The sequence below is a fragment of the Serratia sp. 14-2641 genome, assembly GCF_001692375.1.
GTDB lineage: Bacteria > Pseudomonadota > Gammaproteobacteria > Enterobacterales > Enterobacteriaceae > Chania > Chania fonticola_C.
In genome coordinates this window covers 281,229-306,371 of the sequence record NZ_LXKR01000001.1, presented here as the reverse complement: position 1 = coordinate 306,371, position 25,143 = coordinate 281,229, and the positions used below count along the sequence as shown (strand labels likewise).

Below are 25,143 nucleotides of genomic sequence, written 5' to 3'. Positions count from 1 at the left end.
ATGACAGAACAACAAACCATTTATCAGGAAGTGTCCGCGCTGCTGACCAAACTGTTCGATATCGATCCACAGGACATCAAACCTGAGGCCCGCTTGTATGAAGAGCTTGAGTTAGACAGTATCGATGCCGTCGACATGATCGTGCACCTGCAGAAGAAGACCGGGAAGAAAATCAAGCCGGAAACCTTTAAGCAGGTGCGTACCGTGCAAGATGTCGTCGATGCGGTAGAACAGCTATTGCAAGAAGCATAACCGTTTATGCGCGGCGCTCGGTCCCTGAAAGGGATACAACTGGTGGCTCTACTGGCGCTACTGGCTTGGCCATTTCTTGTCTGGTTTGGCCTAACACGCAACAGCCTTCACTGGCTGCTGCCGATCATCGCCTTGTTGCTGGCCTTTCGCCTCTATCAGGTCAAAAGTCAGCGCGGCCCGATGCGTTATGTACTGCAAGCCGTGGCACTCGTGGGTCTCACATTATGCCTAATGAGCTATGTGCTAAAAACGCATCAGCTGCTGCTATTTTACCCAGTGGTAGTCAATCTGGTCATGCTCGGCGTATTTGGTAGTTCACTGTGGAGTTCAATGCCAATGGTGGAGCGCCTTGCCCGTTTGCAGGACCCGGAGCTCCCCCCGTCAGGCGTGCGTTACACCCGCAAGGTCACCCAGATATGGTGTGCGTTTTTCATTCTGAACGGTTCGATGGCACTTTTTACCGTTCTGCTCGGTGATATTCGGTTATGGACGTTGTGGAACGGCATGATTGCCTATCTGTTGATGGGTGCACTGATGGCTGGCGAATGGCTGGTGCGTCGCAGGCGGATATTGCGAGACGCGGCATGAATCAGACACTCCCTCTGGCTCAGTGGCTGAGTGCTTCGCGTGCCAATGAAACCCCGATTGCCTGGCTTGATGAGCATATCTGGACGCTGGGGCAGTTACGCCATGACGTAGCGGCACAGGTGAGCATTCTGCAACAACATGAAGGCGACCGCTGGGCGCTGTGTTTTGAAAACAGCTATCTGTTTATCGTCGGACTATTGGCAACATTGCATGCGGGCAAAACGCCCGTGGTGCCCGGACATAGTCGTGTTTCGCTGCTGGAAGAACAACGGGCGCTGTTTAACGGCGTACTCACCGACCAGGCACTGACCTGGAGCGGTTCGCTGATCCAGGTCCAATCTGCCTATCAAAGTAGCGAGAACCCGCCGCCGCTACCCACTCTCGATCCGGCCAGCCATATCGAACTATTTACCTCCGGCTCGACAGGGCGACCACGCCGCATCATAAAGCCCATTGCCAGCCTCGATCGCGAAGCCTCCTTACTGGCTGAACGTTTTGCCGACAGGCTCACCGGCTGCCATATTGTGGCCTCGGTGCCTCCGTTGCACCTTTACGGCCTCACCTTCCGTATCTTTTTACCCATGGCGCTAGGATTACCGCTGCATGCAGCAATGCTTCATTACACCGAGCAGTTGGCAACTCTGGCTAATCACCACCAATATGCCTTTATCAGCAGCCCGGCTTTTCTGAAACGCCTGGACCACCAGCTCGCGCCACCGCCAGTGAATATGGTCATCTCCGCAGGGGGAGTATTGCGTTGGGAAAACGTAGCTCAGACCGCCAGTTGGTTAGGGGTCTGGCCAGATGAAATCTACGGTAGTACCGAGACCGGGATCCTCGCCTGGCGTCACCATCAGCAGCCTGATGTAACCTGGCAGCCCTTCCCAGGCGTACGTATCATGGTTGACGCCGACGAGATCCGCGCTATCTCTCCGCTTATCAGCGATAGGCACGGCCTGCTCCTCGACGATATTTTGCAATTTGACGATAGCGGACGCTTCCAGATAACAGGCCGCCGCGATCGGGTGGTGAAAATTGAAGAGAAACGCATTTCACTTTGCGAGATCGAGCAACGGCTACTGGAACTCGAGGGCATTCGCGAAGCCGCAGCGCTACCGGTAACACGCGGAGGGCGCCAAGGCATTGGCGCATTGTTGGTGCTTGAAGACCACGCTCGGCAACAGTGGCAAAAAATGGGCGGCAAAGCACTGGAAATATCATGGCGTCGTGCGCTGCGCCCGTGGCTGGAACCTGTCACTATCCCTCGTTACTGGCGTATCGTTGACGAGATGCCCGTCAACAGCATGAACAAGCGCGTCTATGCGCAATTACAGGAATTGTTTCATGAGACCCCATGAGATGGCTCGCCATCAGACGCAACAGCAGGCCGAGATCGTGTTACGGCTGGATGCGGCTTCATTCTGGTTTAAAGGCCACTTCGCAGTGCAGCCTCTGCTACCCGGCGTGACACAACTAGACTGGGTGATGCACTATGCCACCTCACTGCTGGTACCCGATTTTCGCTTTCACAGTATTCAAAGTGTCAAATTCCAACAGCCCTTATTGCCGGATAACATCGTCACGCTGACGCTTGACTGGCAGGAAGAGCGGCAAATCATGGTTTTCCGCTATCAACGCCATGATGGTGAGGCTCTTAGCACAGCCAGCAGCGGGAAGATCCGATTATGTCGCTGAATAGTGCCACGTTTAACCCTTGTGTGGTGATCCCCTGTTATAACCACGGAGCCATGATGGCAAGCGTGCTAGCGCGCCTGCAACCCTTCGGCTTGGCCTGTCTGGTTGTGGACGATGGCAGCGACCAGGCCACCCAGCAGGAACTTGAGCGCCTGGCCACCATTCACGCGGATGTCACCTTAGTACGCCTTGCACACAATTCAGGAAAAGGCACGGCGGTGATTCGCGGATTGGAAGAGGCTCAACGCAGAGGATTTAGCCATGCGATACAGGTCGATGCGGACGGCCAGCACGCCATTGAAGATATTCCCAAGCTGATTGCCCTGGCACAGCTTCATCCCCAGGATTTAATTTCCGGACAACCGGTTTACGACGAATCCATACCAGCGTCGCGGCGCTACGGCCGCTGGGTAACTCACTTCTGGGTGTGGATTGAGACGCTCTCTCTCCAGCTCAAAGACAGCATGTGCGGCTTCCGGGTTTACCCAATTACCCCCACCTTGGAGTTGGCGCATAAAACGGCGCTAGGCAAACGCATGGACTTCGATACGGAAGTAATGGTTCGCCTCTACTGGCAGGGGAACACCAGTTACTTTGTGCCGACGCGCGTCACCTACCCCCAGGATGGGTTGTCGCACTTTGATGCCTTGAAGGATAACGTGCGTATTTCACTGATGCATACCCGCCTTTTCTTCGGCATGTTACCGCGCATCCCTACCCTGCTTTTTCGTCGATCCAACCCACACTGGGCACGTCAGAAAGAAATCAAGGGGTTGTGGGGAATGCGCATCATGCTTGCTATCTGGCGCTTACTGGGTAGAAAGGCCATTGCTCCACTGCTCTATCCGGTGGTGGCGGTTTACTGGCTTGGCGCACATCAGGCCCGTCAGGCTTCACAAGCCTGGCTGAAGCGGGTACGCAACGAGTTGACTTCGCGTTCGCTCCCCATTCCTGCGCATCTAAACAGCTATCACCATTTTTTACGTTTTGCAGATGCCATGCTGGATAAAATCGCCAGTTGGCGTGGGGAAATGCGGCTAGGGCAGGATGTTGTCTTCGCCCCCAATGCCGAAGCCACGCTGGATATTGGCTCCCCGCAAGGCAAATTGCTGCTGGCCTCCCATTTGGGAGATATCGAAGCTTGCCGGGCGTTGGCACAACTGCAAGTGAGCAAAACCATCAATGCGCTGGTGTTCAACGACAACGCCCAGCGTTTCAAACAGATTATGGCAGAGATAGCGCCCCAGGCAGGGCTCAACCTGTTGCCAGTGACCGATATCGGCCCAGATACCGCCATATTGCTCAAAGACAAACTGGATCGTGGCGAATGGGTGGCGATCGTTGGCGATCGCATCGCTGTCAAACCGCAGCGAGGAGATAGTTGCCGGGTTATCTGGAGCCGCTTTATGGGCCATCCTGCCCCATTCCCTCAAGGGCCGTTTATTCTGGCTTCGATATTGCGTTGCCCTGTGTTGCTGATCTATGCCCTGCGCCAGCAGGGAAAACTACATTTGCACTGCGAGCCGTTTGCCGACCCTCTGCTGTTACCGCGGGCCGATCGTCAAGTCGCCTTGCAACAGGCGGTTGATCAGTATGCTGAGCGTCTTGAACACTACGCGTTGCAGGCACCGCTCGATTGGTTCAATTTTTTCAATTTTTGGCAACTGCCTGACCAACAGGCCAATACCACAGACAGGAGCAAAGGGTGCTAAACGATCCCTGTTTCACCAGCGAGATAGAACTGACCGTTCCCTTTCATGATATTGATATGATGGGAGTCGTGTGGCACGGCAATTATTTCCGTTACTTTGAAATTGCCCGTGAAGCCCTGCTGAACCAATTCAACTACGGCTATCGGCAGATGAAAGAGTCAGGATATGTTTGGCCAGTGGTGGATACCCGCGTGAAATACCGCGATACGCTGACCTTTGAACAACGTATTCGCGTCCGTGCCACGCTGGAGGAATACGAAAATCGCCTGCGCATTGCCTACCAGATTTTTGACGCCGACAGCGGCAAACGCACCACAACCGGTTACACCATCCAGGTAGCAGTAGAGGAAAAAAGCCGTGAGATGTGCTTTGTCTGCCCGGACATACTGTTCGAACGTCTGGGGGTGCAGCCATGAAAGCCTGGCCTCTGCTATTCCTGCTGATCAGTCCATGGGTCAATGCCATCACGCTGGATGAATTACAGCAGCGTTTTACCGAACAACCAGTAGTGCGAGCCCATTTTGCTCAGGCTCGAACCATCAAAGATCTGCCACAGCCACTGCGTTCTCAAGGCGAAATGGTGATCGCCCGCGATCAGGGTTTGCTGTGGCAACAGCAAACCCCTTTTGCCATGACATTGATGCTCAACGACTCACGGATGGTGCAAATCATCAATAACCAGCAACCGCAGGTTATTACCGCACAAAACAACCCGCAGATGTTTCAGTTCAATCATCTGCTGCGCGCGCTATTCCAGGCCGATCGTCAGGTGCTGGAGAAAAATTTCCGCATTGATTTCCAGGAGCAAGGTGAGGGTCGCTGGACGCTATCCTTAACCCCACTGACCACCCCTCTGGACCGAATTTTTGCCACTATAGTGCTGAGTGGACAAACCTATCTGGAAACCATCCATTTAAACGATAAACAGGGCGATGTGACTGAAATCACCTTCTCTCAACACCGGCTGCTACCCGCAGCTTTGACCGATGAAGAGCGACAACGTTTTGCCGCCTACTAATGCCAAGCGCCTCGCGCTGTTATGGGGAGCCGCATGCCTGATATTAGCTGGCGTGCTGCTTGCCCTATTGCCCCAGGCCCGGATCAATAGCAGCGTATTGGCGATGTTGCCCAAGCAGGCATTGGGTGCCATTCCTCCCGCGCTGAACGACGGTTTTATGCAGCGCCTGGACAAGCAGTTGGTCTGGCTGGTCAGCCCCGGAAAACAGGCAGACCCGCAGGTAGCGCAATACTGGCTCACCCAGTTGCAAAAGTCCGGGATAGCAGAAACGGTGAAAGGCCCGATGGGTGCTGCAGACCAACAAGCCTGGGGCGATTTTTTCTGGCAGCATCGTAATGGGCTGATCGACAACGCAACGCGTGAGCGCCTGCAAAACGGTGGCGAAGCCCAGGCACAGTGGGTCCTTTCTCAGCTCTATTCGGCATTCTCTGGCGTCAGCGGCAAAGAGTTACGCAACGATCCGCTAATGCTGATGCGAGGCTCACAGCTGGCTCTGGCCCAGAACAGCCAGCGTTTGCGGTTGATGGACGGCTGGTTGGTTACTCAAGATGAACTGGGGAACTACTGGTATTTTCTGCATGGCGAATTGACGGGATCGTCATTTGATATGCAACAAACCCACCGAGTCGTCACTTCGCTCGCTGCGCTGGAGGATCAACTCACATCACGCTACCCCCAGGCCAAGCTCCTCTCACGTGGGACGCTGTTTTACAGTGATTATGCCAGCCAACAGGCAAAACAGGACATATCTACGCTGGGGGTCGCCACCATACTGGGCGTAATACTGTTGATCGTGGTAGTTTTCCGCTCGCTGCGCCCGCTGCTGCTGTGCCTGATTTCCGTTGGCATCGGTGCACTGGCAGGAACAGCAGCTACGTTGTTGCTCTTCGGTGAGCTTCACCTGATGACGCTAGTGATGAGCATGAGCATCATTGGGATCTCTGCCGACTATACGCTTTACTACCTCACCGAACGCATGGTGCACGGTAACGAGATATCGCCATGGCAGAGTCTGCTCAAAGTGCGTAATGCCCTGTTATTGGCATTGCTGACTACCGTCGCGGCCTATCTGATCATGATGCTCGCTCCCTTCCCTGGGATACGACAAATGGCGGTGTTTGCCGCTGTGGGCCTGAGCGCCTCATGCCTTACGGTGATCTTTTGGCATCCGTGGTTATGTCGCAATTTACCAGTTCGCCCTATTCCTGCCGCGATCTCCCTGCTGCGCTGGCTTGCAGCCTGGAGGCATAACCGCAAACTGTCGCTGGGGCTACCTGTCGTATTGGCTTTGGTTTCTCTTGCGGGGATAGCGACATTACGCGTCGATGATGATATTGCCCAGTTGCAAGCGCTGCCGAAGGATATCCTGGCGCAGGAAAAAGCCATTACGCAGCTCACCGGGCAAAGCGTCGATCAAAAATGGTTTGTGGTCTACGGCAACACTCCTCAGCAAACCCTGGAACGGCTTGAAGGCTTCACACCGGCACTGGAACAGGCACGTCAGACGGGGGTTATCAGCGCTTTTCGAACGATCCCGTTAAATTCTCTCGCACGCCAGAAACAGGATCTCGCCCTGTTGCAGAGCGCCGCTCCTACAGTCATCCGCGCATTGCAAAATACAGGGTTAACGGACGTCACGCCCGATCTGCAAACCGCACCTGCAACGTTGGAGGATTGGCTCAACAGTCCAGCCAGCGAAGGTTGGCGCTTGATGTGGTTGACATTGCCCAATGGCAAAAGCGGTGTGCTGGTACCGGTAGAAGGCGTTAACGACAGCACGGCTCTGAGCTCACTGGCGGAAAAACAACCGGGCGTAGTGTGGGTAGATCGCAAGAATACGTTCAACGAATTATTCGCCCTCTATCGCACCATACTTACCGGCCTGCTGCTGGTAGCACTGGCGGTGATCGCTTGCAGTGCGGTGTTCCGCCTCGGTTGGCGTAAGGGATTAATCAGCCTGGTGCCTTCGCTGCTGTCGCTGAGCATCGGACTGGCCACCCTATCCTTTAGCGGACATGCCGTGAACCTGTTTTCGCTACTGGCGCTGGTACTGGTGCTGGGGATCGGCATTAACTATACGCTGTTCTTCAGCAATCCACGCGGCACACCACTGACATCGTTGTTGGCGATCGCGCTGGCAATGATGACAACGTTGTTAACCCTGGGCATGCTGGTCTTTAGCAGCACTCAAGCTATCAGCAGTTTTGGAATTGTCCTGGTCAGCGGGATCTTTACCGCTTTCTTGCTATCCCCACTCGCCATGCCTGACCGTAAGCAGAGAAAAAAATGACAAATTGCGACTTCTGGCGCGCGGTTCCCCTGTTGGCCGTGCTATTGATTACCGGCTGTAGCCACTCATCGCATAATGAGAATGGCTCCCGCCCGCAAGCCTGGCTTGAACCCGGCGTACGCGTCACGCTACCGGCTCCTGGTATCACTGAGCATATCCAGTCCCAGCAATTATTGACTGGCAGCTTTAACGGCAAAACCCAGTCGTTGTTGGTCATTCTAAATGCAGATAGCAATGCACTCACCTTGGCCGGGCTGTCTTCGTTAGGTATCCGCTTATTTCTCGTTACCTATGACGATAACGGCATTCATACCGAGCAGTCGATCGTGGTGCCACAACTGCCGCCAGCCAGTCAGGTCTTGGCCGATGTGATGCTCGGCCACTGGCCGATTACCGCCTGGCAAGATCGGTTGCCACAGGGCTGGACGTTAATCGATAAGGGCGATAAACGAGAATTACGCAACGCGCGCGGCAAACTGATAACGGAGATCACGTACCTGCAACGTAAAGATCGTCGTGAACCTATCAGCATTGAGCAACACGCGTTTAAATACCACATCACCATTCAATATCTGGATGACTGATATGATTTACATTTCTGCTATCGGCATGATTAACGCTTTGGGCCACTCGACAGAAGAGATTGCAGCCAACCTGACCCAAGGAATAGCGCCCGGCATGCGCAAGCGTGAGCATTGGTTACAGAACCAACAGGACGCGGTATTAGGCGGCGTCGACGGAGAATTACCCGCTATTCCAGACAGTCTTGCCGCACATCGCAGCCGCAATAACCAATTATTATTGGCCGTTCTGGCGCAAATTCAGCCCGTGGTAGATGACGCGCTGCTTCGCTTTGGCGCCGACCGTATCGCCGTAGTGTTAGGTACTAGCACCTCTGGGCTGGATGAAGGCGATCGACATGTTAGCCATGTTGCCAACCATGAAGAGAGCCCGAGCTGGCAATATCCACAACAAGAGCTGGGCGATCCGTCACGCTTCCTCGCCGCTTGGTTGGGCCTGAATGGCCCTGCGTTTACTCTTTCCACCGCGTGTTCTTCCAGTGCCCGCGCGATCATCAGCGGGCGCCGTCTTATTGAAGCTGGCCTGGCAGATATCGCGATTGTTGGCGGCGCAGATACCTTAAGCCGCATGCCTATCAACGGTTTTAATAGCCTGGAGTCTCTTTCCACTACGCTTTGCCAGCCGTTTGGCCGCGATCGCTGTGGGATCACAATTGGTGAAGGAGCGGCACTGATGGTACTTACCCGCGAGCCGAACCCCATCGCGCTGCTGGGGGTAGGTGAGTCAAGCGATGCATACCATATTTCGGCACCCCATCCGCAGGGTGCCGGTGCCTTGCGAGCCATCGAACAGGCATTGCAAGACGCGGGGCTTAACCCCGAAGAGGTGGGTTATATCAACCTGCATGGAACTGCCACCTTGCTCAACGATCAGATCGAATCCAAAGTGGTTCACGATCTGTTCGGTGAAAGCGTGCCCTGCAGCTCCACCAAACATTTAACCGGGCATACCCTGGGGGCTGCGGGCATCACCGAGGCGGCTCTTAGCGCGCTTATTCTGCTCTATGACTTGCCACTGCCAGCGCAAGACTTCAGCCGTTCTCCGGCGGATCCGACATTACCGCCCTGTGGTTTACTGCATGCGGCTGAACCGCTGATGCGCCCGGTCATTCTGTCTAACTCTTTCGCCTTTGGCGGTAATAACGCCAGCATCCTGCTGGGGAGGATGGCATGAGCCATTACTTATCACCGGCGGAATATCTGCCCCACGACGCCCCAATGCTGCTGTTGGCAGAGGTTATCAGCGTGACGGAAGACAGCGCACATTGCCGGGTTGAGGTCAGGAGCGACAGCGTGCTGGCGCCGTTCCTCAATGCGCAAGGCGAGCTGCCTGGTTGGTACGCACTGGAATTGATGGCACAAACCATCGGCGTTTGGTCCGGGTGGCATCGTCATCAGCGAGGAGAACAGCGGATCGCCCTCGGTATGGTGCTTGGAGCCAGGGAATTGGTCTGTGCCGCGGGTTACCTACCAGCAGATACAATGCTAGACATCCAAATCAAGCTGCTGATACATGATGACCGTTTCGGGAGTTTTGACTGTGTTATTGGCGCGCAAGGTGACACGCTGGCCACCGGTCGCGTCAATACCTTCCAACCCACACCAGAAGAATCAACAATGCTTTTTAATCAGGGATCTACTGCATGAGTCGTTCAATTCTCATCACCGGAGCCAGCAAAGGTATCGGACGCGCTATTGCCAGCCAGTTAGCCGCTGACGGTTTCATCGTTGGGATACACTATCACCAGGATGAATCTGGCGCACAACAAACGCTGGCCGCAATTACCGCTGCCGGAGGACAAGGCCGCCTACTCTGTTTCGACATTAGCAATCGTCAGCAGTGCCGGGAGGTCCTCGAGCAAGATCTGGCAGAGAATGGGGCATGGTACGGCATCGTCAGCAATGCCGGGATCGCTCGCGACGCCGCCTTCCCTGCATTGAGCGATGATGATTGGGATGAGGTGATCCACACCAATCTGGACAGTTTCTACAACGTGATCCAGCCCTGCATCATGCCAATGATTGCCCAACGTCAAGGTGGCCGCATCCTTACGCTCTCTTCCGTTTCTGGCATCATGGGGAATCGGGGCCAGGTGAACTACAGTGCGGCTAAAGCAGGCATTATTGGCGCAACCAAAGCGTTGGCGATCGAACTGGCAAAACGCAAGATCACCGTCAACTGCATTGCCCCGGGGCTGATCGATACCGGCATGATAAAAATGGAAGAGGCAGCGTTAAAGGAAGCCATGTCGATGATCCCGATGAAACGGATGGGCCTGGCGGAGGAAGTCGCCGGGCTTGCCAGCTATTTGATGTCAGATATAGCCGGTTACGTGACTCGTCAGGTCATTTCTATCAACGGAGGGATGCAATGATTCGTCGGGTAGTTATTACAGGTATGGGCGGTATTACCGCCTTCGGTGAAAACTGGCAGGCAGTATCCGCTAAATTGTTGGCCTATAAAAACGCCGTACGCCACATGCCTGAATGGCAAGTCTATGACGGCCTGCACACTCTGCTGGGCGCCCCAATCGATGACTTCGTGCTGCCGGAACACTATACCCGTAAACGCATACGCTCAATGGGGCGGGTGTCGCTTATGTCGACCCGCGCAACGGAATTGGCTCTGGAGCAGGCCGGGCTTCTTGGTAACCCGGTGCTAACCAACGGCCAGACCGGTATCGCTTATGGCTCATCCACCGGCAGTACTGGCCCGGTGAGCGAATTCGCCACCATGCTGACCGAGAAGCACACCAATAACATCACGGGCACCACTTATGTGCAGATGATGCCTCATACTACCGCGGTCAATACCGGGTTATTCTTCGGCCTGCGCGGACGTGTGATCCCGACGTCCAGCGCCTGTACCTCAGGCAGCCAGGCCATTGGCTATGCCTGGGAGGCTATTCGCCACGGTTATCAGACCCTGATGGTTGCCGGTGGGGCAGAAGAACTGTGTCCTTCCGAGGCCGCCGTATTCGACACGTTATTTGCCACCAGCCAACGTAATGATGAACCGCATGCCACCCCTTCCCCATTTGATCAGAACCGCGATGGTTTGGTGATTGGTGAAGGTGCTTGTACGCTGATCCTCGAAGAGCTGGAGCATGCGCAAGCACGCGGCGCAACCATCTACGGCGAAATCGTCAGCTTTGCCACCAATTGTGATGCGGCACACATCACACAGCCGCAACGTGAAACCATGCAGATCTGCATGGAGCAGTCGTTGAGGATGGCCGGTCTGCAAGCAAGTGATATCGGCTATATTTCTGCCCACGGTACCGCCACCGATCGGGGTGATATTGCCGAAAGTCAGGCAACCGCCGCGATCTACGGTGACAGCGTGCCGATCTCGTCGTTGAAAAGTTACTTCGGCCACACCTTGGGGGCTTGTGGAGCACTGGAAACCTGGCTGAGCCTGCAGATGATGCGTGAAGGCTGGTTCGCACCAACGCTAAATCTGCATACCCCTGATGAACAATGCGGCGCACTTGATTACATCATGGGAGAAGCCCGTCATATCGACTGCGAGTTTCTGCAAACCAATAACTTTGCCTTTGGTGGTATCAACACCTCGATTGTTATCAAACGCTGGGCATAACCAACTCTAATCACCAGGAAACCGCCAATCGGCAGGCGTTGCCAGCCGATTGGCACTCGCCTGAGCAAGCAAGCTCATGCCATGTGTGATCAACTCACCAACGGGATAGATCCACTGGGCTTCAAGCAGATTGTTGCAGCAGACCACCCCGTGATCCCGACATTTACAGATGCCTCACGTCAATTAGCAACCATTGGCACACTGAGGCTCAGGATTGTTGAACAGGATACGAACCAGCAAAGCCCTCGGTTCGCGCAATGGATCATTGCCGATAGCTAACACTCGACCATCATGGGTCGCGGTATATTCCCGAATGGTGTCGCCAAAAGCATTACGCTGAACGGCCACTTTCTGCCCTTTGACCACCGAATCGCCGACGTTAACCAGAATCTCGGTAAATCCACCAACCTCAGCTCGAATCGAGCTCATTTCATTACCGATAAAGGTTTTTTGCTCTTTAGCCGTTGCCCCTAATGTTCCGGCTGTCATGCCTTGTTGAACCATCAGGTTACGCACCCCTGTCAAGCTACGCGCGATAAGTTCAGGTTGATAAAGCTTGGGCTTGCCAATTTCTAGTGTAATGGCAGGGATCTTGTTTTCAACGAAAGTGGTTTCGACAGAGCCTTTCTCACCAGGATCGGCTTTAATCTGGTCCGCCGGGAACAATTCAGCCATCTGCTTCACCTGCGGGTTACGGTAATCCGCATAGATGAACAAGGGATATTCGGTACCCCGGCTCTGTGTGTGCATATCAACGAACAGGGTGGCATTGCCCGCCCACAAATTATTCCATAACAGCCAAGCCTGTTGTTCGGCAGCGTTACCTTTTTCTTTGCCCGGCCAAACCCGGTTGAAATCGACCATATCCCCCCCGTCATTGGCCAACTGCCAGTTTCGGTTATTGGCCAACATGCCAGAAGGATTCGCGCCCACGGCACCGATCACACTGCCTTTCAACTCTGCTGGATCCAGCTTTTCAAACACCTGCTGTATCACCCGGGTGCCATTTAGTTCATCACCATGGACCGCCGCTTGCAGGCCCAGCTTAGGACCAGGCTGTGCGCCTTTGGCCACCATAACGGGAACATACCAATGTTGACCGATCCCATTGCTGGTTCCCTGGAACATGAAGCGATAAACCTTTCCTGCCTCCAGATCGTCTACATCCAACTTGCTGATAACCGGATTACCCTCAATTTTATCTCCGGTATAAACCGTTGCCGCCTGAGCATTAAGCATCCCCGTAAGCAACACCGCCAACATCGTAACCTTATGCATAATTATTCCCTTTAGTATCAGTAAGTAACACATAAAAAATCTGGATCATTGGCCAACCGACTAGCAAAATTCGTACTTCAGGAACAAGACTGGGTGAGCTTACTGGCGCCTCTAATCAAGACATAGGCGCTATTTTCAGCTTAAAGGCTCCAGGGTATAAACATATTGACCGCGCCCGACACAGCGAGCCATGGACCAAAGGCTAACGGTTGATTAAAATCTTGTTTCGCCAACCCGCGCTGTATCAGCGTAACCAGCAGCCCACTGGCCGCCGCCACCAAAATCACCTGTGGCAACGCTTGCCAACCTAACCAGGCCCCTAACGCCGCAAGTAATTTAAAATCACCATAGCCGAGAGCCTCTTTACCGGTTGCCAGCTTGAATAGCCAGAACACGCTCCATAGGCAGACATAACCTGCCACTGCGCCAATCGTCGCCTGTTCCAACGAGGCAAAATGCCCCTGAATATTGAATAAAAGTCCGATCCACAGCAGTGGCAACGTCAGCACATCTGGCAAGAGTTGTGTCTGATGGTCAATAACTGCCAGCGTCAGCAAAAAAGAGAGCAATATCCAGGCGCCCAGCAAGGGGAAACCTAACGGGAATATAAGCGCCGTCAGCACAAACATCATAGCCGTTGCCACTTCAACCAGCGGGTAGCGCCTTGGGATCCGCTCACCACAGCAACGAGCCTTCCCCTTTAACAACAGAAAACTCAGCAGGGGTATATTGTCCCTGGCCGCAATACGATGCTGGCAATGCGGACAACAGGAGTGCGGTAATAGCAGATCAAAGCGCGGTATGGATTCAGGTAAGGGCAGCGCCAGTTGCACGAGCGCCTCACGCTGCCATTGCTTCCCCAGCATCACCGGTAATCGGTAAATCACCACGTTCAGAAAGCTACCCACTATGGCCCCAAACATCCCCACGACACCCAGCCAGAGAAGGGGAAATGCAACAGTAAAATCCAGTAATAAACTCAAAAAACCTCCCCGCAGTCAGGCAAATACCTACCCAACCTTTTAAGACAGCCAGTCCGTTTTAAAGCAACCGCCCCTGAACCTGCCAGGCTATCTGCCCCTGATCGTTAGCCCTGCCTAACTGATTTATCAGTGGCCTCATCGCCTCCGGTAATACCGGCCCTCGGCGCACCTGACCGTTGAACTGATAGCGCCCGTCAAATCCGACGGTGCCACGCCCCGTCAGGCTCAGATGAGAGGAGTCTTGTTTCAACACCAACACCAGAGCCCCTTTTCCATCACAGCTCAATTGGCCTTGCACGTTGGCCAACTCCAACGCCCCCAACGGAGTCGCCAACTGTGCGTGCTGCCAGTTGACGACACCACCACCAAGACTCCGGCAACCAGCGGAACTGAACTCTCCTTGTTGCAACCGCAGTTGCAGCTCTCCCTGGGCGGTGATCGGTAAAGGCAACGACAACTGTTGGCGCACAACATCTGCAGGAACAGAGAGTTGCCACTCATGCAGTTGAAGATCCAGCCAACCACGCAGAATACCGGCTCCCTGCAAGCCTTGCGGATCCCTTAGCTCAATCTCTAAGGCTGGCATCCAAGAGGAGAAAGTGAACTGCCAGTTCAGTTTCGCCAGCATAATGTTACGCCAGCTTAACTGGTGCAAACTGCCCTGCCACAGGGAACCAGAAAAGCCACCGACCTTCATATCTGCGGGTATAAAAGCTTGTAATACCCGTGCCGGCGCGTGTCCTGCCAGCAATAGGAGATAACAAGCCAACAAAAGTACGGCCTTTTTGGCTTTAGCGCCCATCGCTGCGCTCCAGCATCAGTTTGTTTACCGTCACCCATCCTGGTTTATCGGGACGCATCGCCACCTCAAGCGCCACAATGCGAACGCTATAGCGCTTTTCCAACTGTGTGAGCCAATGCATCAAGGCATTAAAATCGCCAGGTTCCAACGTGACCGCCAGCCGCTCTCCCTGAGGCTGCATGCGGGTAATGTTCATGTTTTGAGCTGCAGCACTCTGTGCCACCCTGGCCGACAAGCTTAGGGAGGTCTCCTGTATGGGTTGTGCCCCCTGTTGGCGCAAGCGCGGAGCCTGTTGCAACATCCATTCCACCGTGTTTTTTTCACGGGCGATAGTACGTTGCCATTGGCTAGCCTGTTGTTGCCAGGGCAGCCATAGTGCGTAGTAGCACAAGCTCACGATAACCAATACACCACAGCCCAGAACCAAACCTCGTTCCCGAAGACTGAGCTGTAGCCAGCGGTGCTTGAGTTCATTCATCCTTTATCCCCAGAGTCAGTCGGCCCTCTACCCCAGTTGGATTCTGCTTGATTTCGCCAGGTTGCACCTGGTAACGCTGCCCGGCAGCAACCTGAAACTGTTCCAACGCCTGAAAAGAGGCCGCCTGTACATCGACTTTCAGCTCTTTACGGCCAGCGTCATAAGACAGCGCCTGGAAACGGATTGCCGAGTTCTCCGCCATCAGCTGCTGTAATTGGCGCATCTGTGCGACCACACCGGCTTGCTCGATAGGCTGTAATTGCTGCAAGTGCTGCTGCATCTGCACGCGTGGATTAACCACCTTTTTATCAGCCGGAAACAGCTGTTGGTAGACCCGCACACTTTCCTGCCGCCAATGTTCAGCCTGTTGCCAAAGCCGGTAATGAGATAGCCCGGCGCTCACACACAACAGCAGTAAATACACTGTTAATGCCATCATCACGGTTCGCCAGGGGCGTAATCGTGTACGCCAGGGGCTCGAGCGGGTGAATTCGCCCTGGCGCAGATCGGCTTCGCTATCGTGCACGCCTTCTGCCGCCAACTGCAGTAAATGCCGCGGTGGTTGAACACGCCATTCCGGAGGGCTAGTAGTGGATGCTGGTGGTGCGGAGTAGCTTTCAATGACCGGCGGTGCCCACACGGCCAAAAACTCCGATAGCCAGGAGGATTCAACAATCATCCCGGCATGCTTTTCCCGGCGAAACAGCCATTGATCATTGAGATTGACCGCACTCCAACCGTCGGCGGCCAAGGGTAACGCCAGCACATCTGGCAACATTGCCTGCACCTGTCCCCCCAGACGTTCACAACGGGCTATCCACTGATGCATAAGGCTTTTATCAACTACCGCAACGTCACACTCATCACCACTTTGCTGCAAAATGGCAAAATGCAGCCGTTCAACCTCCGTTGCCAGTTGCTCCTCCAGCATAAACGGCAGCACTTGCAAACGCTGACGCCTGGCACGACGAGGCAGCGTCACACGATGGAAAACCAACTCGCTCGCAGGCACCAATACCCAGGCAGGGTATCTGGCAAGCAGGTTCACCAATTGGTCATCGTTCTCCCCCATAGCCAAACTACCTTGCTGATGACCGTCTGCTGAAGCGAAATACCACAACACTGGCTGCGTTTCATCGCTGGGTAAGCGCAGTATCAACCTGGCTTGCTCACGGGGCTTTCTGTTAGGCATCAAGGCTCCACCATCATGCTTAATCCATATTGCCGCTGTACCACCAGGAAACTGTTACCGGCTTTGCGCAACAGGCTGCGCTGGCTATAGTGAGTCTCCCCCATCAGCACGGTAAAACTGGCTAAAAACAGCTCACTCTTTATCGTCAACAGCGATCTGACCGTTGAGGTGTCGATGTCCTTAAGGGCAACCTGTGCCAAAAATGCCGTCGTACTGCTCCACCCTTCACGTGGACGCTGTTGTAACAATCGAGTCGCCATGGCTGAATCAAGCTCCTTGAGAAATAGCGCCGCCAGTAATGGCCCTTGAGACTCACTCAGGGTATTAACGTTTACCAACAGCGTCTGTGTTGGCAGCGCACAAACGTAAGGTAAAAGACGCCGATAAAGGCTGGCATCAACCCCTGAGACGGTCCGCAACTCGCTGACATCCTGCATGGGTTGATTGGCGGGCAAGTAAGCCACCGCCTGGGCCATATAGACCTCATCTTCAGCACCATCAATGCCTGGCTCGCTGTCACTGTCTATCCAGTCACGCAGAGCAGCGGCTATCTGCGTCGCATGCAGGGGATCTTCACCCAGGTTGATTAACAGCTCTCTAAAAACTTGGGTAGCATAAGGCAATGTCGGCTGCATACCTTCAGTAGCAGCCCCTTGGTTAATAGCATTGAGATTAAAGCAGGCCTGGCCATCAACAATCTGCCCAAACACCTCCCCGCCTTCAACGGGGAAACGGCGCTGTTCTTGCGCCCAGTTTTGCGCCAAATGTGTTTTATTAGGTGAGTCCAGCGCATCTCGTTGCAAAATTTTCACCGCCAGTGCTTCTGCCGAGCGGGCATACCATTTTGCCTGCTGGCGATCCAAATGAGCTGCGGTACGCAGATAAGTGCGCCCGTTTCGCTCGGCAATGGTCGCAGCAATCGTCACCATCAGCGCCAGGATCAGCAACACCACCAGCAGGGCAACGCCCTTTTGCCGCGCCCTCATTCTTGCCCCACCGCCGTGATCAAAAAGAGGCGGGTCAATTCACCCACGCCAGCAACCACTAATGTCACTTCAATCCCCTGCGGCAAAACCGACGCGTTGTTCCAACTCTCCCGCCACGTACCCTCAGCAAAAAAGCGCAGGCGAAAGACACTGACCTCATCGAGCAAAACCTTGACCACCGGCTCTTCCCCAACGAGCGGATCCGCATGGGCATAGCTCAACCGCTCTAACTGCTGATGGCGCAGACGATATCCCACCGGTTGTAACTCGGCACGGGGCAACATCCCCATCGGGTTTTGCCAACCGTTGCGCATGAAAGAGACGCCCCAGTCCTCACTTTGTAATTGATAGCGCGCCGCAGAAAACACGCGTTCATCCCCTCTGTGATGGCGAGGGATGATCTGACCGAAATCCCCTTCCAACTGTATAAAGGCACGTTGAAGCTCGGCCAACCGCTGCGCCTTGCGCTGCGAAATCTCATCATTGCGCATCACCCCCTGCAACACCTGGAAGGCACTGATGCTCAACGCAGCAAAAATCGCCAATGCCAACAGCATCTCAAGCAGCGTGAAGCCCCGCTGGCGACGACAATTCATTCCCGCACCACGTAGCTGCGTAAAGAAACCACTGGCGCAGCGTCTTCTTTATGACGCCTCACCTCAACATCCATTGCCCGTAATTGACCCAGTTCGGTATCAACCCCCTGCCAGCGTAGAGACCACTCCTCGCCCGCATAGGTCACCGTGGTGCCGATCCAGCGCTTTTCCGGCCAGGTTTTCTCAAGATGTAATCTGACTTGTTGATTATCCGCCAACCAGCTTGCCAGTATTTTTTCCTCCATACGGCCAATGCTGCCAGCCTGTTGTGCCGTGGTTTGCAGCACGGCTAACCCCGCCAAAGCGAAAACGATCAGTGCCACCAGCACTTCGAGCAATGTCATCCCTCTTTGGGTATTCATTGTGCGGCTCCGTTTGCTGACGAATCGATCGCGCCTGCTGCGTCTACACGAAGCCAAACCAAGGGTTGGCTACCAGCCTCACTGAAAACCAGCTCAAACGGTGTAACCTCCCCGCCGGGTAACAGCAGAATATCGGGTTCCGGTGCCGATTCCACAGCACGCGGCCACTCCTGCCGATCGGGGAAACGCAGCTTGAGCCGGATATCATCAGGCATTTGGCTCCCTAACGCCGCCTGACGGGGTTGCCAATTCTGCCAAACGTAACCTTGCCAACTATCCGAGCCAGATACTGCCCCGCGTTTTTCAACGGCCTGACGCTGTAGCATTTGGAATTGCCAGCCATCTGGTCGAACCTGGATCCCCAGCAACTGGTCATTTTGCACCGAGGCATCCATGGCAAACGCCAACTGAGCCTGAAAGCGTTTCAGCTGTAGCTGCGGGTTATTTTGTTGCATGGCTGGAAATGACATGATCACCAAACTGGCTGCACTCCCGATCAGCAGCACAACCAGCATCATTTCCAACAACGTAAAGCCGCGTTGGCGCACTACTTCTTACCAATAGTCCAGTTACCGATATCATCCTCGGTGTCCGGTATGCCATCTGGGCCATAAGAGAAAACGTCTAACTGACCGTGTTGGCCCGGGCTAAGCAACTGATAGTCTGCCCCCCAGGGATCCTGCGGCAAACGGCGAATATAGCCACCTTGGGGATAACTGCGCGGTTCCGGTTGTGCCGAGGGCTTGCTCACCAGTGCCTGCAACCCTTGTTCGGTGGTGGGATATCGGCTGTTATCCAGCTTGTACATATCCAACGCGCTCTCCAGCGCGACAATATCGCTGACGACCTTCTGATGGTCCGCCTTCTCTTTGTTTCCCATCAGGTTAGGCACTACCAGACTCGCCAGGATGCCCAGGATCACAATCACCACCATAATTTCCAGCAGGGTAAAACCTCGCTGACGCTGTTGCCGCATTTTTCTCTCCGTTATTTGCAGATTGAATTTACATACTCATCAAGGTATTTAATTGCAGGATTGGCTGCAGGATCGCCAAAACGATAAACAGCACCACACCCGCCATACTCACCACCAACAAAGGCTCAAAAAGCCCCAATGCCAACTGCATTTGGGCAGTAAACTCCCGATCCTGATTGTCTGCCGCGCGTTCCAACATGCTGTCCAGTTCCCCACTGCGTTCACCGCTGGCGATCATGTGCCGCATCATCGGGGGAAACAGCGCAGTGATTTCCAGAGCCCGATGCAGGCTCACCCCCTCGCGCACTGATTCCGTCGCCAATGACAACTGGCGGCGCGCATATTCATTGGTTAATACCTCTCCGCTGATACGCATCGCTTGCAGCAATGGCACCGCGCTGGCATTGAGAATACTCAGCGTTCTGGCGTAACGAGCAGTATTGAGCCCTCGTGCGATGCGTCCGATCACCGGAAGGCGCAGCAACTGCCGATGAAAAGCAATGCGCCGCGCTTCTTGGCGCAGCCACAGACGCATCAGCATCGGCGCCAATAACAGCAACAGCAGCACCCAAGGGCCAAAAGCTCGAACTCCGTCACTCAGCCCCATCAGCACACGCGTTGATAGCGGAAGTGCCTGCTTCATGTGAATAAACTGTTCCACCACCTTGGGCACGACGGCGGAAAGTAAAATGGCGATCACGCTGATGGCTACCACCGTCAGCACGCAGGGGTAAATCATCGCCTGCAGGATACGAGCTCGCATTTGCTGGCGCTGCTCGGTGTAATCCGCCAACCGGTTCAGAACCAGATCCAGATGACCAGAAGCCTCACCCGCCGCCACCATCGCACAGTACAGCCGCTCAAAACTGGTGGGATAACCGCTCATGGCCTCAGCCAAGGAATGTCCCTCCAGTACTTTGGTGCGCACTGCGGCCATCAGGCTGCGCTGCCGGGGCTTTTCACTCTGTTTTGCCACGGCATCAAGCGCCTCCTCCAAGGGTAAGGAAGCGGCAACCAAGGTCGCAAGCTGACGAGTTAACAGCGCCAGATCGGCACTGCTAATCCCCCGCCCCCATGAAAGACGCCGCCCGCTTTGGGCCTGCTGCCGCTCATCCTGCCCTTCGTCCAGGCTTACAGGGACCAACCCCTGCTCGCGTAAAAGTTGACGGGCGTGGCGGGCTGAATCCGCTTCCTGCACTCCCCGCCGTTTTTTGCCGCGCTCGTCTAACGCCTGATAATGAAAGAGGGCCATGTCATCCCTCTTCCTGAGACTGGCTTTCGGTCACGCGGATCACCTCTTCCCAACTGGTCTCGCCCGCCAATACTTTTTCCAATCCCCCCTGGCGCAATGTTTTGTATTCATTACGTAATTGACGAGCAATCGTGAATTCACTCTCTCCCTGGTGGATAGCCGTACGCACTCGGTCATCAATCAGCAACAGTTCATGAATACCAGTACGCCCACGGTAACCGGTAAAATTACACTGCGAGCATCCCTTCGGTTGCCATAATGGGGTTCCGGGTAAAATCCCCATCTGATCGGCCAGGACCGGATCGGCTGCATAAGCTTGACGACAATCGGGGCAGAGTGTACGAACCAGGCGCTGTGCCAATACGGCCAGTAATGAAGTGGAAAGCAAAAAAGGCTCGATGCCCATATCCTGCAGCCGCGATAAGGCCCCCAGCGCGCTGTTGGTGTGCAGCGTGGAGAGTACCAGGTGCCCTGTCAGTGATGCCTGAACCGCAATCTGAGCGGTTTCGCTGTCGCGGATCTCCCCGACCAGCACCACATCAGGATCCTGACGCAGAATGGCCCGCAAACCGCGAGCAAATGTCATATCTACCTTGGGGTTTACCTGCGTCTGGCCGATACCCTCGAGTTCATACTCGATGGGGTCTTCGACCGTCATGATATTGCGTTCGCTGGCATTGAGGCGGCTCAATGCTGCATAGAGGGTGGTGCTCTTACCCGACCCTGTCGGACCGGTGACAAGGATAATGCCATGTGGCCGCTGGATCAGTTCATCGATCTGCCGCCGATTAGGTGAAGACATGCCAAGCGCGGCGAGATCCAGACTGACGCTGTTTTTATCCAGTAAACGCAGAACAATTCGTTCACCATAATTAGACGGTAAGGTCGAAACGCGCACATCAATGGCTCGGCCACCGATTCGCAGTGCCATGCGCCCATCCTGCGGGATCCGCTTTTCGGCAATATCCAGCCGTGCCATGACCTTGATGCGCGATATCAATAAAGAGGCCAACCGCCGCTGAGGGCGCAGAATTTCACGCAACACGCCATCGACCCGGAAACGGATCTGCAAATGACGTTCATAGGTTTCGATGTGGATATCCGAGGCTTTATCCTTGATGGCTTCAGTCAGCATCGCATTTATCAGGCGGATAATAGGGGCATCATCATCGGCATCCAGCAAGTCGTCGCTGTCGGGTAGCTCTTCTGCCAAGGTATAAAAATCCATTTCATTGCCGATATCGGTCATCATGCGTCGCGCCTCTTTCGAATCGCGCTGGTAGCTGATCACCAGTTGTTTCTCAAACTCTTCACCCGACACCGTGCTGATAGTCAGCCCACACCCGGCAACCCTACGCGCCTCAAGCAATGCTGTGGCGGTGGTTTCCGCCAGACGGAGCACACGGCACCCCGCATGATCCCGCAACAGCAAAATGCGTTGCGCACGCGCATAGGCAAATGGCAACTGCGGGCGTAATTCACTCAGGTCCTCGGGCAGGGTATTCATCGCCCCCCCGTTGAATAGAATGCGCTGATCGCGGCATTAACCTGGCGGAAAGTGGCACCGTTTTGATCGGGTGGCAACTTCAGCACCTCGTTATTCAGCGTGGCTGCGCTCCCTTGTTTGCCACGCTGTTGGTCTTGTTCCTGATTAAAAGCCTGATACTTTTCTGAGGAGGCATGGCGATACTGGTCACGATCCCGGATGATCGACGGGCGGATGAACAGCATCAGGTTGCGCTTGGAAACCTGTTTGCTGTTGGAGCGGAACAGATAGCCCAGCACCGGGATATCCCCCAGCACCGGAACCTTGTCGCTGCTGTCGCGAACGGTTTTATCCAGCAAGCCCCCCACCACCACGGTTTCGCCGCTGCCTACCAGCACCGCGTTATTGACCGTGCGGGTATTAAAGGTCGCCCCCAGATTAGCGCTGCTGCTGGAAGCCGCATCAGCCACACTGGAAACCTCCTGCTCGATCTCCAGCAGCACGGAATCCCCTTCGTTGATCTGCGGTTTGACCTTCAGCTTGATGCCGACGGTTTTACGCTCCACCGTGTTGAAGATATTATCGCCGGATGTCGTTTGCGAGCCGGAGAGGACGGGAACTTCCTGGCCGACATTGAACGTCGCCTCCATGTTATCAAGCGTGACAATGCTCGGTGTCGCCAGAATGTCATTCTTGCTACTGCTGGAAAGCGCGGTCAGCAGCATGGCCCAATTGCCCTGATAAAAACCGGCAGCAATACCGTTAAAACTGCTGAGAGCGCTGGCCAGGGTACTATTAACCGTCCCGTCCTGATTGTATTGATTGGCTCCGGCAATCGCCGTGGTGATAGGCAAACCGGTATTGGTGAACTGCGTCACTCCAGCATTCTTGTTAGCCCACTGGATCCCCAGGTTCAAGCCATCGGCATCTTGTACCTCTGCGATAATCGCCTCTACCAGTACCTGTGCACGGCGAATATCCAACTGGGCGATCACCTTCTCCAGATCTCGCATGACATCCGGAGCCGCCGTCAGTATCAGTGAATTGGTTTGCTCATGGGCTTTGATGGTGATGTCTTTACGCAGTGCTTCCGCCGGCTTGGCATTCTGTTGCTCACTTTGAATACTGGTACTGACGCCAGTCAACACCTCAACCAGATCGGTGGCTTTGGCATACTTCAGGTAAATCACTTTGGTATTACCTTGCACGGCCTGCTCACGATCCAGCTGCTTGATCATGGCGATAATCCGCTGGCGGGAGTTGGGTTCTCCGCTGACCAAGACCGAGTTGGTTCGCTCATCCGCAACAAGATTGGCTACCATCAGGCTTGGCATCGCTGATTTGCTGGCATCCTTGGTTAATTCGGTGACCAGTTTGACGACTTCAGCAGCAGACGCATAGGCCAGCGGTACCGTGACCACACTACGGTCGCCGACTTTGTCAACGCGTTCAACAATCGCCATCAAGCGTTTGATCACCGCTGCACGCCCGGTCATCAACAACACGTTGGAAGGCTCATAATGCACAACACTGCCAGCCCCGGCGTTATCGTTCAATTGACGGAGTAACGGGGCAAGATCGCGTGCCGCCACGTTATTGACCGGCACGACACGTGTCACCACTTCATCACCCTCGCCCGGCTGGGCATCGCTGGCTACCGGCACCGCAGCGGTTTTCGCATCCTTGGAACGCACCACTTTCAACACGCCGTTACGCATATCCACCACGGCAAAGCCATAAACGTCCAGCACGCTGAGGAAGAACTGGTAATACTGCTCCTCATTGAGCATGTCATAACTGCGTACGGTGATAGTGCCGCGCACGGCAGGATCGATAATTACCGTTTTATTCAGGTTCTTGCTGACCGTGTTGATAAACTCCTGAATATCCGTGCCCTTGAAGCTGGCAGAAAACTCGGCACTCCAGCCCTGCCGAGTACCAAGCAGCATCACCGCCAGTAGCACAATGCGTAAGCTCCTGATTATTTTTGTATTCAACAATTAGTCATCTCCAAGAGCCAAATAGATATCCTGTAACTGACCGCCACGCTCAACGGTAAGATTCAGTTCACTGAGTTCTGAAAGCTGTTTCAATGCCTGTTGAGCCTGCTGTGCATCGCGCAGATCCAGGCCATTAAGCGCTACGGCAAGATCGTTTTCATGCAGCCCGACCTTGCGGAATAACTCCCCTTGTTTGCCCGGATTGAGTCGATAGCCGATGAGTTTGTCCTCCACCATCACCGGTGAGATATTCAGGTAATTGAGAATGCTTTGCGGCTGCTTTTGCAGCTGTGCCTTGAGCTGCGACGCTGAAGTTTTTTTGTCACTCTTAGCGGCCTCGGGTTGCTCGCTGAACAACAACAACGACTCATAATTCCCCTGATAGGAGATCACGATACGATCGGCAAAAATTGACGCAATTCGGGCGTCATAACCAGGCACCAACTCCCCCACGCCAAGGCTGAACTGCTTGCTGTCTTTGGCGATAATGGCGATGGAACGCTCTGAATTGGGGCTGGCGACAATGCCGGTAAGGTTTAGCTTGAGAGAAGAAGGCGGTGCGTTACACAGGGTTTGGTCAGAGACCGAATGCTTAGTGGCGGAAGATGAGGGTAGCGAAGTACCAAAGAGGGTGAAGCGGTAACGTTCAGACTCACCCCCACCGCCCGTTGTTACTGGTGCGAAGTCTGCTTTGGATAAGCGTACGGGGGATATTTCAGAGGGCAGGAGCCCATGCCAGGTGAGCAAGGCGAGTTGATTGCAAATCAACAGTGACAGCACGCATAAAGCCCATCGCGGCGTTAACAGCCTGAAAGTAGCCTCTCTGCACACCGATAACATTACAGAAAATCGCATCTTGCCTTCCTTTGCCTGCTTCTCTGTTTACGCCAGCTAGAAGTTCACCGATATCAGTCAATCGGTGGGCATATCGTTGGGGCATTGTCGTTTGAGAATATGTAAGATTATGACTAAAACCTTACAACTCAGTACCGCTGTCAGCCCTTACGTTTCTGAA

The 25,143-nt window shown here is 54.5% G+C and carries 27 protein-coding genes; 13 read left to right on the top strand and 14 right to left on the bottom strand.

Annotation, left to right across the window (positions count from 1 at the left end; genetic code table 11):
* Genes A6U95_RS01350 through A6U95_RS01290 form a run of 13 tightly spaced genes read left to right on the top strand, consistent with a single transcriptional unit; the run spans window position 1 to window position 11,737 of the window.
* Window positions 1–252 carry an acyl carrier protein gene (locus A6U95_RS01350; RefSeq protein WP_059201238.1) on the top strand — a complete coding sequence of 84 codons (252 nt, stop codon included), beginning with the start codon at window positions 1–3 and terminating at the stop codon, window positions 250–252.
* A gap of 6 nt (window positions 253–258) precedes the next feature.
* On the top strand, window positions 259–840 hold the full coding sequence (locus A6U95_RS01345) for a hypothetical protein (RefSeq protein WP_065683151.1): 582 nt from the start codon (window positions 259–261) through the stop codon (window positions 838–840).
* A complete protein-coding gene (locus tag A6U95_RS01340; RefSeq protein WP_065683150.1) occupies window positions 837–2,198 on the top strand; it encodes an AMP-binding protein in 1,362 nt (453 codons plus the stop codon). The genes A6U95_RS01345 and A6U95_RS01340 overlap by 4 nt, the downstream gene beginning before the upstream one ends.
* Window positions 2,185–2,535, top strand: coding sequence for a hydroxymyristoyl-ACP dehydratase (locus A6U95_RS01335; RefSeq protein WP_065683149.1), 351 nt, complete (start codon window positions 2,185–2,187; stop codon window positions 2,533–2,535). Before A6U95_RS01340 ends, A6U95_RS01335 begins: the two co-directional genes overlap by 14 nt.
* The gene (locus A6U95_RS01330) at window positions 2,526–4,247 is read left to right on the top strand and encodes a glycosyltransferase family 2 protein (RefSeq protein WP_065683148.1); all 1,722 of its coding nucleotides are present in this window, start codon (window positions 2,526–2,528) and stop codon (window positions 4,245–4,247) included. The genes A6U95_RS01335 and A6U95_RS01330 overlap by 10 nt, the downstream gene beginning before the upstream one ends.
* Entirely contained in the window at window positions 4,241–4,663 is a 423-nt protein-coding gene (locus A6U95_RS01325) for a thioesterase family protein (protein ID WP_059201243.1), read from the top strand. Before A6U95_RS01330 ends, A6U95_RS01325 begins: the two co-directional genes overlap by 7 nt.
* Window positions 4,660–5,265 (top strand): outer membrane lipoprotein carrier protein LolA, encoded by a 606-nt coding sequence (locus tag A6U95_RS01320; RefSeq protein WP_065683147.1) that lies wholly within the window; start codon window positions 4,660–4,662, stop codon window positions 5,263–5,265. The genes A6U95_RS01325 and A6U95_RS01320 overlap by 4 nt, the downstream gene beginning before the upstream one ends.
* On the top strand, window positions 5,234–7,555 hold the full coding sequence (locus tag A6U95_RS01315; protein ID WP_065683146.1) for an MMPL family transporter: 2,322 nt from the start codon (window positions 5,234–5,236) through the stop codon (window positions 7,553–7,555). Before A6U95_RS01320 ends, A6U95_RS01315 begins: the two co-directional genes overlap by 32 nt.
* Entirely contained in the window at window positions 7,552–8,139 is a 588-nt protein-coding gene (locus tag A6U95_RS01310) for a DUF3261 domain-containing protein (protein ID WP_065683145.1), read from the top strand. The genes A6U95_RS01315 and A6U95_RS01310 overlap by 4 nt, the downstream gene beginning before the upstream one ends.
* Before the next feature lies 1 nt (window position 8,140).
* A complete protein-coding gene (locus tag A6U95_RS01305; RefSeq protein WP_065683144.1) occupies window positions 8,141–9,310 on the top strand; it encodes a beta-ketoacyl-[acyl-carrier-protein] synthase family protein in 1,170 nt (389 codons plus the stop codon).
* Window positions 9,307–9,783, top strand: a complete 477-nt coding sequence (locus tag A6U95_RS01300) for a 3-hydroxy-fatty acyl-ACP dehydratase (protein ID WP_065683143.1) — start codon at window positions 9,307–9,309, stop codon at window positions 9,781–9,783. Before A6U95_RS01305 ends, A6U95_RS01300 begins: the two co-directional genes overlap by 4 nt.
* Window positions 9,780–10,511, top strand: coding sequence for a 3-ketoacyl-ACP reductase FabG2 (locus A6U95_RS01295; RefSeq protein WP_065683142.1), 732 nt, complete (start codon window positions 9,780–9,782; stop codon window positions 10,509–10,511). The genes A6U95_RS01300 and A6U95_RS01295 overlap by 4 nt, the downstream gene beginning before the upstream one ends.
* Window positions 10,508–11,737, top strand: a complete 1,230-nt coding sequence (locus A6U95_RS01290; RefSeq protein ID WP_065683141.1) for a beta-ketoacyl-ACP synthase — start codon at window positions 10,508–10,510, stop codon at window positions 11,735–11,737. The genes A6U95_RS01295 and A6U95_RS01290 overlap by 4 nt, the downstream gene beginning before the upstream one ends.
* 183 nt (window positions 11,738–11,920) lie before the next feature.
* Here A6U95_RS01290 and A6U95_RS01285 read toward each other — a convergent pair whose 3' ends face one another.
* From A6U95_RS01285 to gspC, 14 genes are all read right to left on the bottom strand, one after another.
* Complete coding sequence (locus tag A6U95_RS01285) at window positions 11,921–13,015, bottom strand: succinylglutamate desuccinylase/aspartoacylase family protein (protein WP_083196284.1); 1,095 nt, start codon at window positions 13,013–13,015, stop codon at window positions 11,921–11,923.
* A 140-nt stretch (window positions 13,016–13,155) separates the two neighbouring features.
* Window positions 13,156–13,998 (bottom strand): A24 family peptidase, encoded by an 843-nt coding sequence (locus tag A6U95_RS01280; RefSeq protein WP_198927282.1) that lies wholly within the window; start codon window positions 13,996–13,998, stop codon window positions 13,156–13,158.
* A 58-nt stretch (window positions 13,999–14,056) separates the two neighbouring features.
* A complete protein-coding gene (locus A6U95_RS01275) occupies window positions 14,057–14,800 on the bottom strand; it encodes a type II secretion system protein N (RefSeq protein WP_065683139.1) in 744 nt (247 codons plus the stop codon).
* Complete coding sequence (locus A6U95_RS01270) at window positions 14,790–15,278, bottom strand: type II secretion system protein M (protein WP_065683138.1); 489 nt, start codon at window positions 15,276–15,278, stop codon at window positions 14,790–14,792. The genes A6U95_RS01275 and A6U95_RS01270 overlap by 11 nt, the downstream gene beginning before the upstream one ends.
* Complete coding sequence (gene gspL / locus A6U95_RS01265) at window positions 15,271–16,470, bottom strand: type II secretion system protein GspL (protein ID WP_065683137.1); 1,200 nt, start codon at window positions 16,468–16,470, stop codon at window positions 15,271–15,273. Before gspL ends, A6U95_RS01270 begins: the two co-directional genes overlap by 8 nt.
* Window positions 16,470–17,456 (bottom strand): type II secretion system minor pseudopilin GspK, encoded by a 987-nt coding sequence (gene gspK, locus A6U95_RS01260; RefSeq protein ID WP_065683136.1) that lies wholly within the window; start codon window positions 17,454–17,456, stop codon window positions 16,470–16,472. The genes gspL and gspK overlap by 1 nt, the downstream gene beginning before the upstream one ends.
* On the bottom strand, window positions 17,453–18,052 hold the full coding sequence (gene gspJ / locus A6U95_RS01255; RefSeq protein ID WP_074423310.1) for a type II secretion system minor pseudopilin GspJ: 600 nt from the start codon (window positions 18,050–18,052) through the stop codon (window positions 17,453–17,455). The genes gspK and gspJ overlap by 4 nt, the downstream gene beginning before the upstream one ends.
* A complete protein-coding gene (gene gspI, locus A6U95_RS01250; RefSeq protein WP_065683135.1) occupies window positions 18,049–18,414 on the bottom strand; it encodes a type II secretion system minor pseudopilin GspI in 366 nt (121 codons plus the stop codon). The genes gspJ and gspI overlap by 4 nt, the downstream gene beginning before the upstream one ends.
* On the bottom strand, window positions 18,411–18,962 hold the full coding sequence (gene gspH / locus A6U95_RS01245; RefSeq protein ID WP_074423309.1) for a type II secretion system minor pseudopilin GspH: 552 nt from the start codon (window positions 18,960–18,962) through the stop codon (window positions 18,411–18,413). The genes gspI and gspH overlap by 4 nt, the downstream gene beginning before the upstream one ends.
* Entirely contained in the window at window positions 18,962–19,390 is a 429-nt protein-coding gene (gspG, locus tag A6U95_RS01240) for a type II secretion system major pseudopilin GspG (RefSeq protein WP_065683134.1), read from the bottom strand. Before gspG ends, gspH begins: the two co-directional genes overlap by 1 nt.
* Before the next feature lie 28 nt (window positions 19,391–19,418).
* Window positions 19,419–20,642, bottom strand: a complete 1,224-nt coding sequence (gene gspF, locus A6U95_RS01235; RefSeq protein ID WP_065683133.1) for a type II secretion system inner membrane protein GspF — start codon at window positions 20,640–20,642, stop codon at window positions 19,419–19,421.
* A gap of 1 nt (window position 20,643) precedes the next feature.
* The gene (gene gspE, locus A6U95_RS01230; protein WP_065683132.1) at window positions 20,644–22,149 is read right to left on the bottom strand and encodes a type II secretion system ATPase GspE; all 1,506 of its coding nucleotides are present in this window, start codon (window positions 22,147–22,149) and stop codon (window positions 20,644–20,646) included.
* Entirely contained in the window at window positions 22,146–24,110 is a 1,965-nt protein-coding gene (gene gspD, locus A6U95_RS01225; protein ID WP_161712422.1) for a type II secretion system secretin GspD, read from the bottom strand. The genes gspE and gspD overlap by 4 nt, the downstream gene beginning before the upstream one ends.
* 18 nt (window positions 24,111–24,128) lie before the next feature.
* Window positions 24,129–24,908: a type II secretion system protein GspC gene (gene gspC / locus A6U95_RS01220; protein WP_241810605.1), complete on the bottom strand. Its 780-nt coding sequence runs from the start codon at window positions 24,906–24,908 to the stop codon at window positions 24,129–24,131.
* Window positions 24,909–25,143 lie beyond the last annotated feature (235 nt).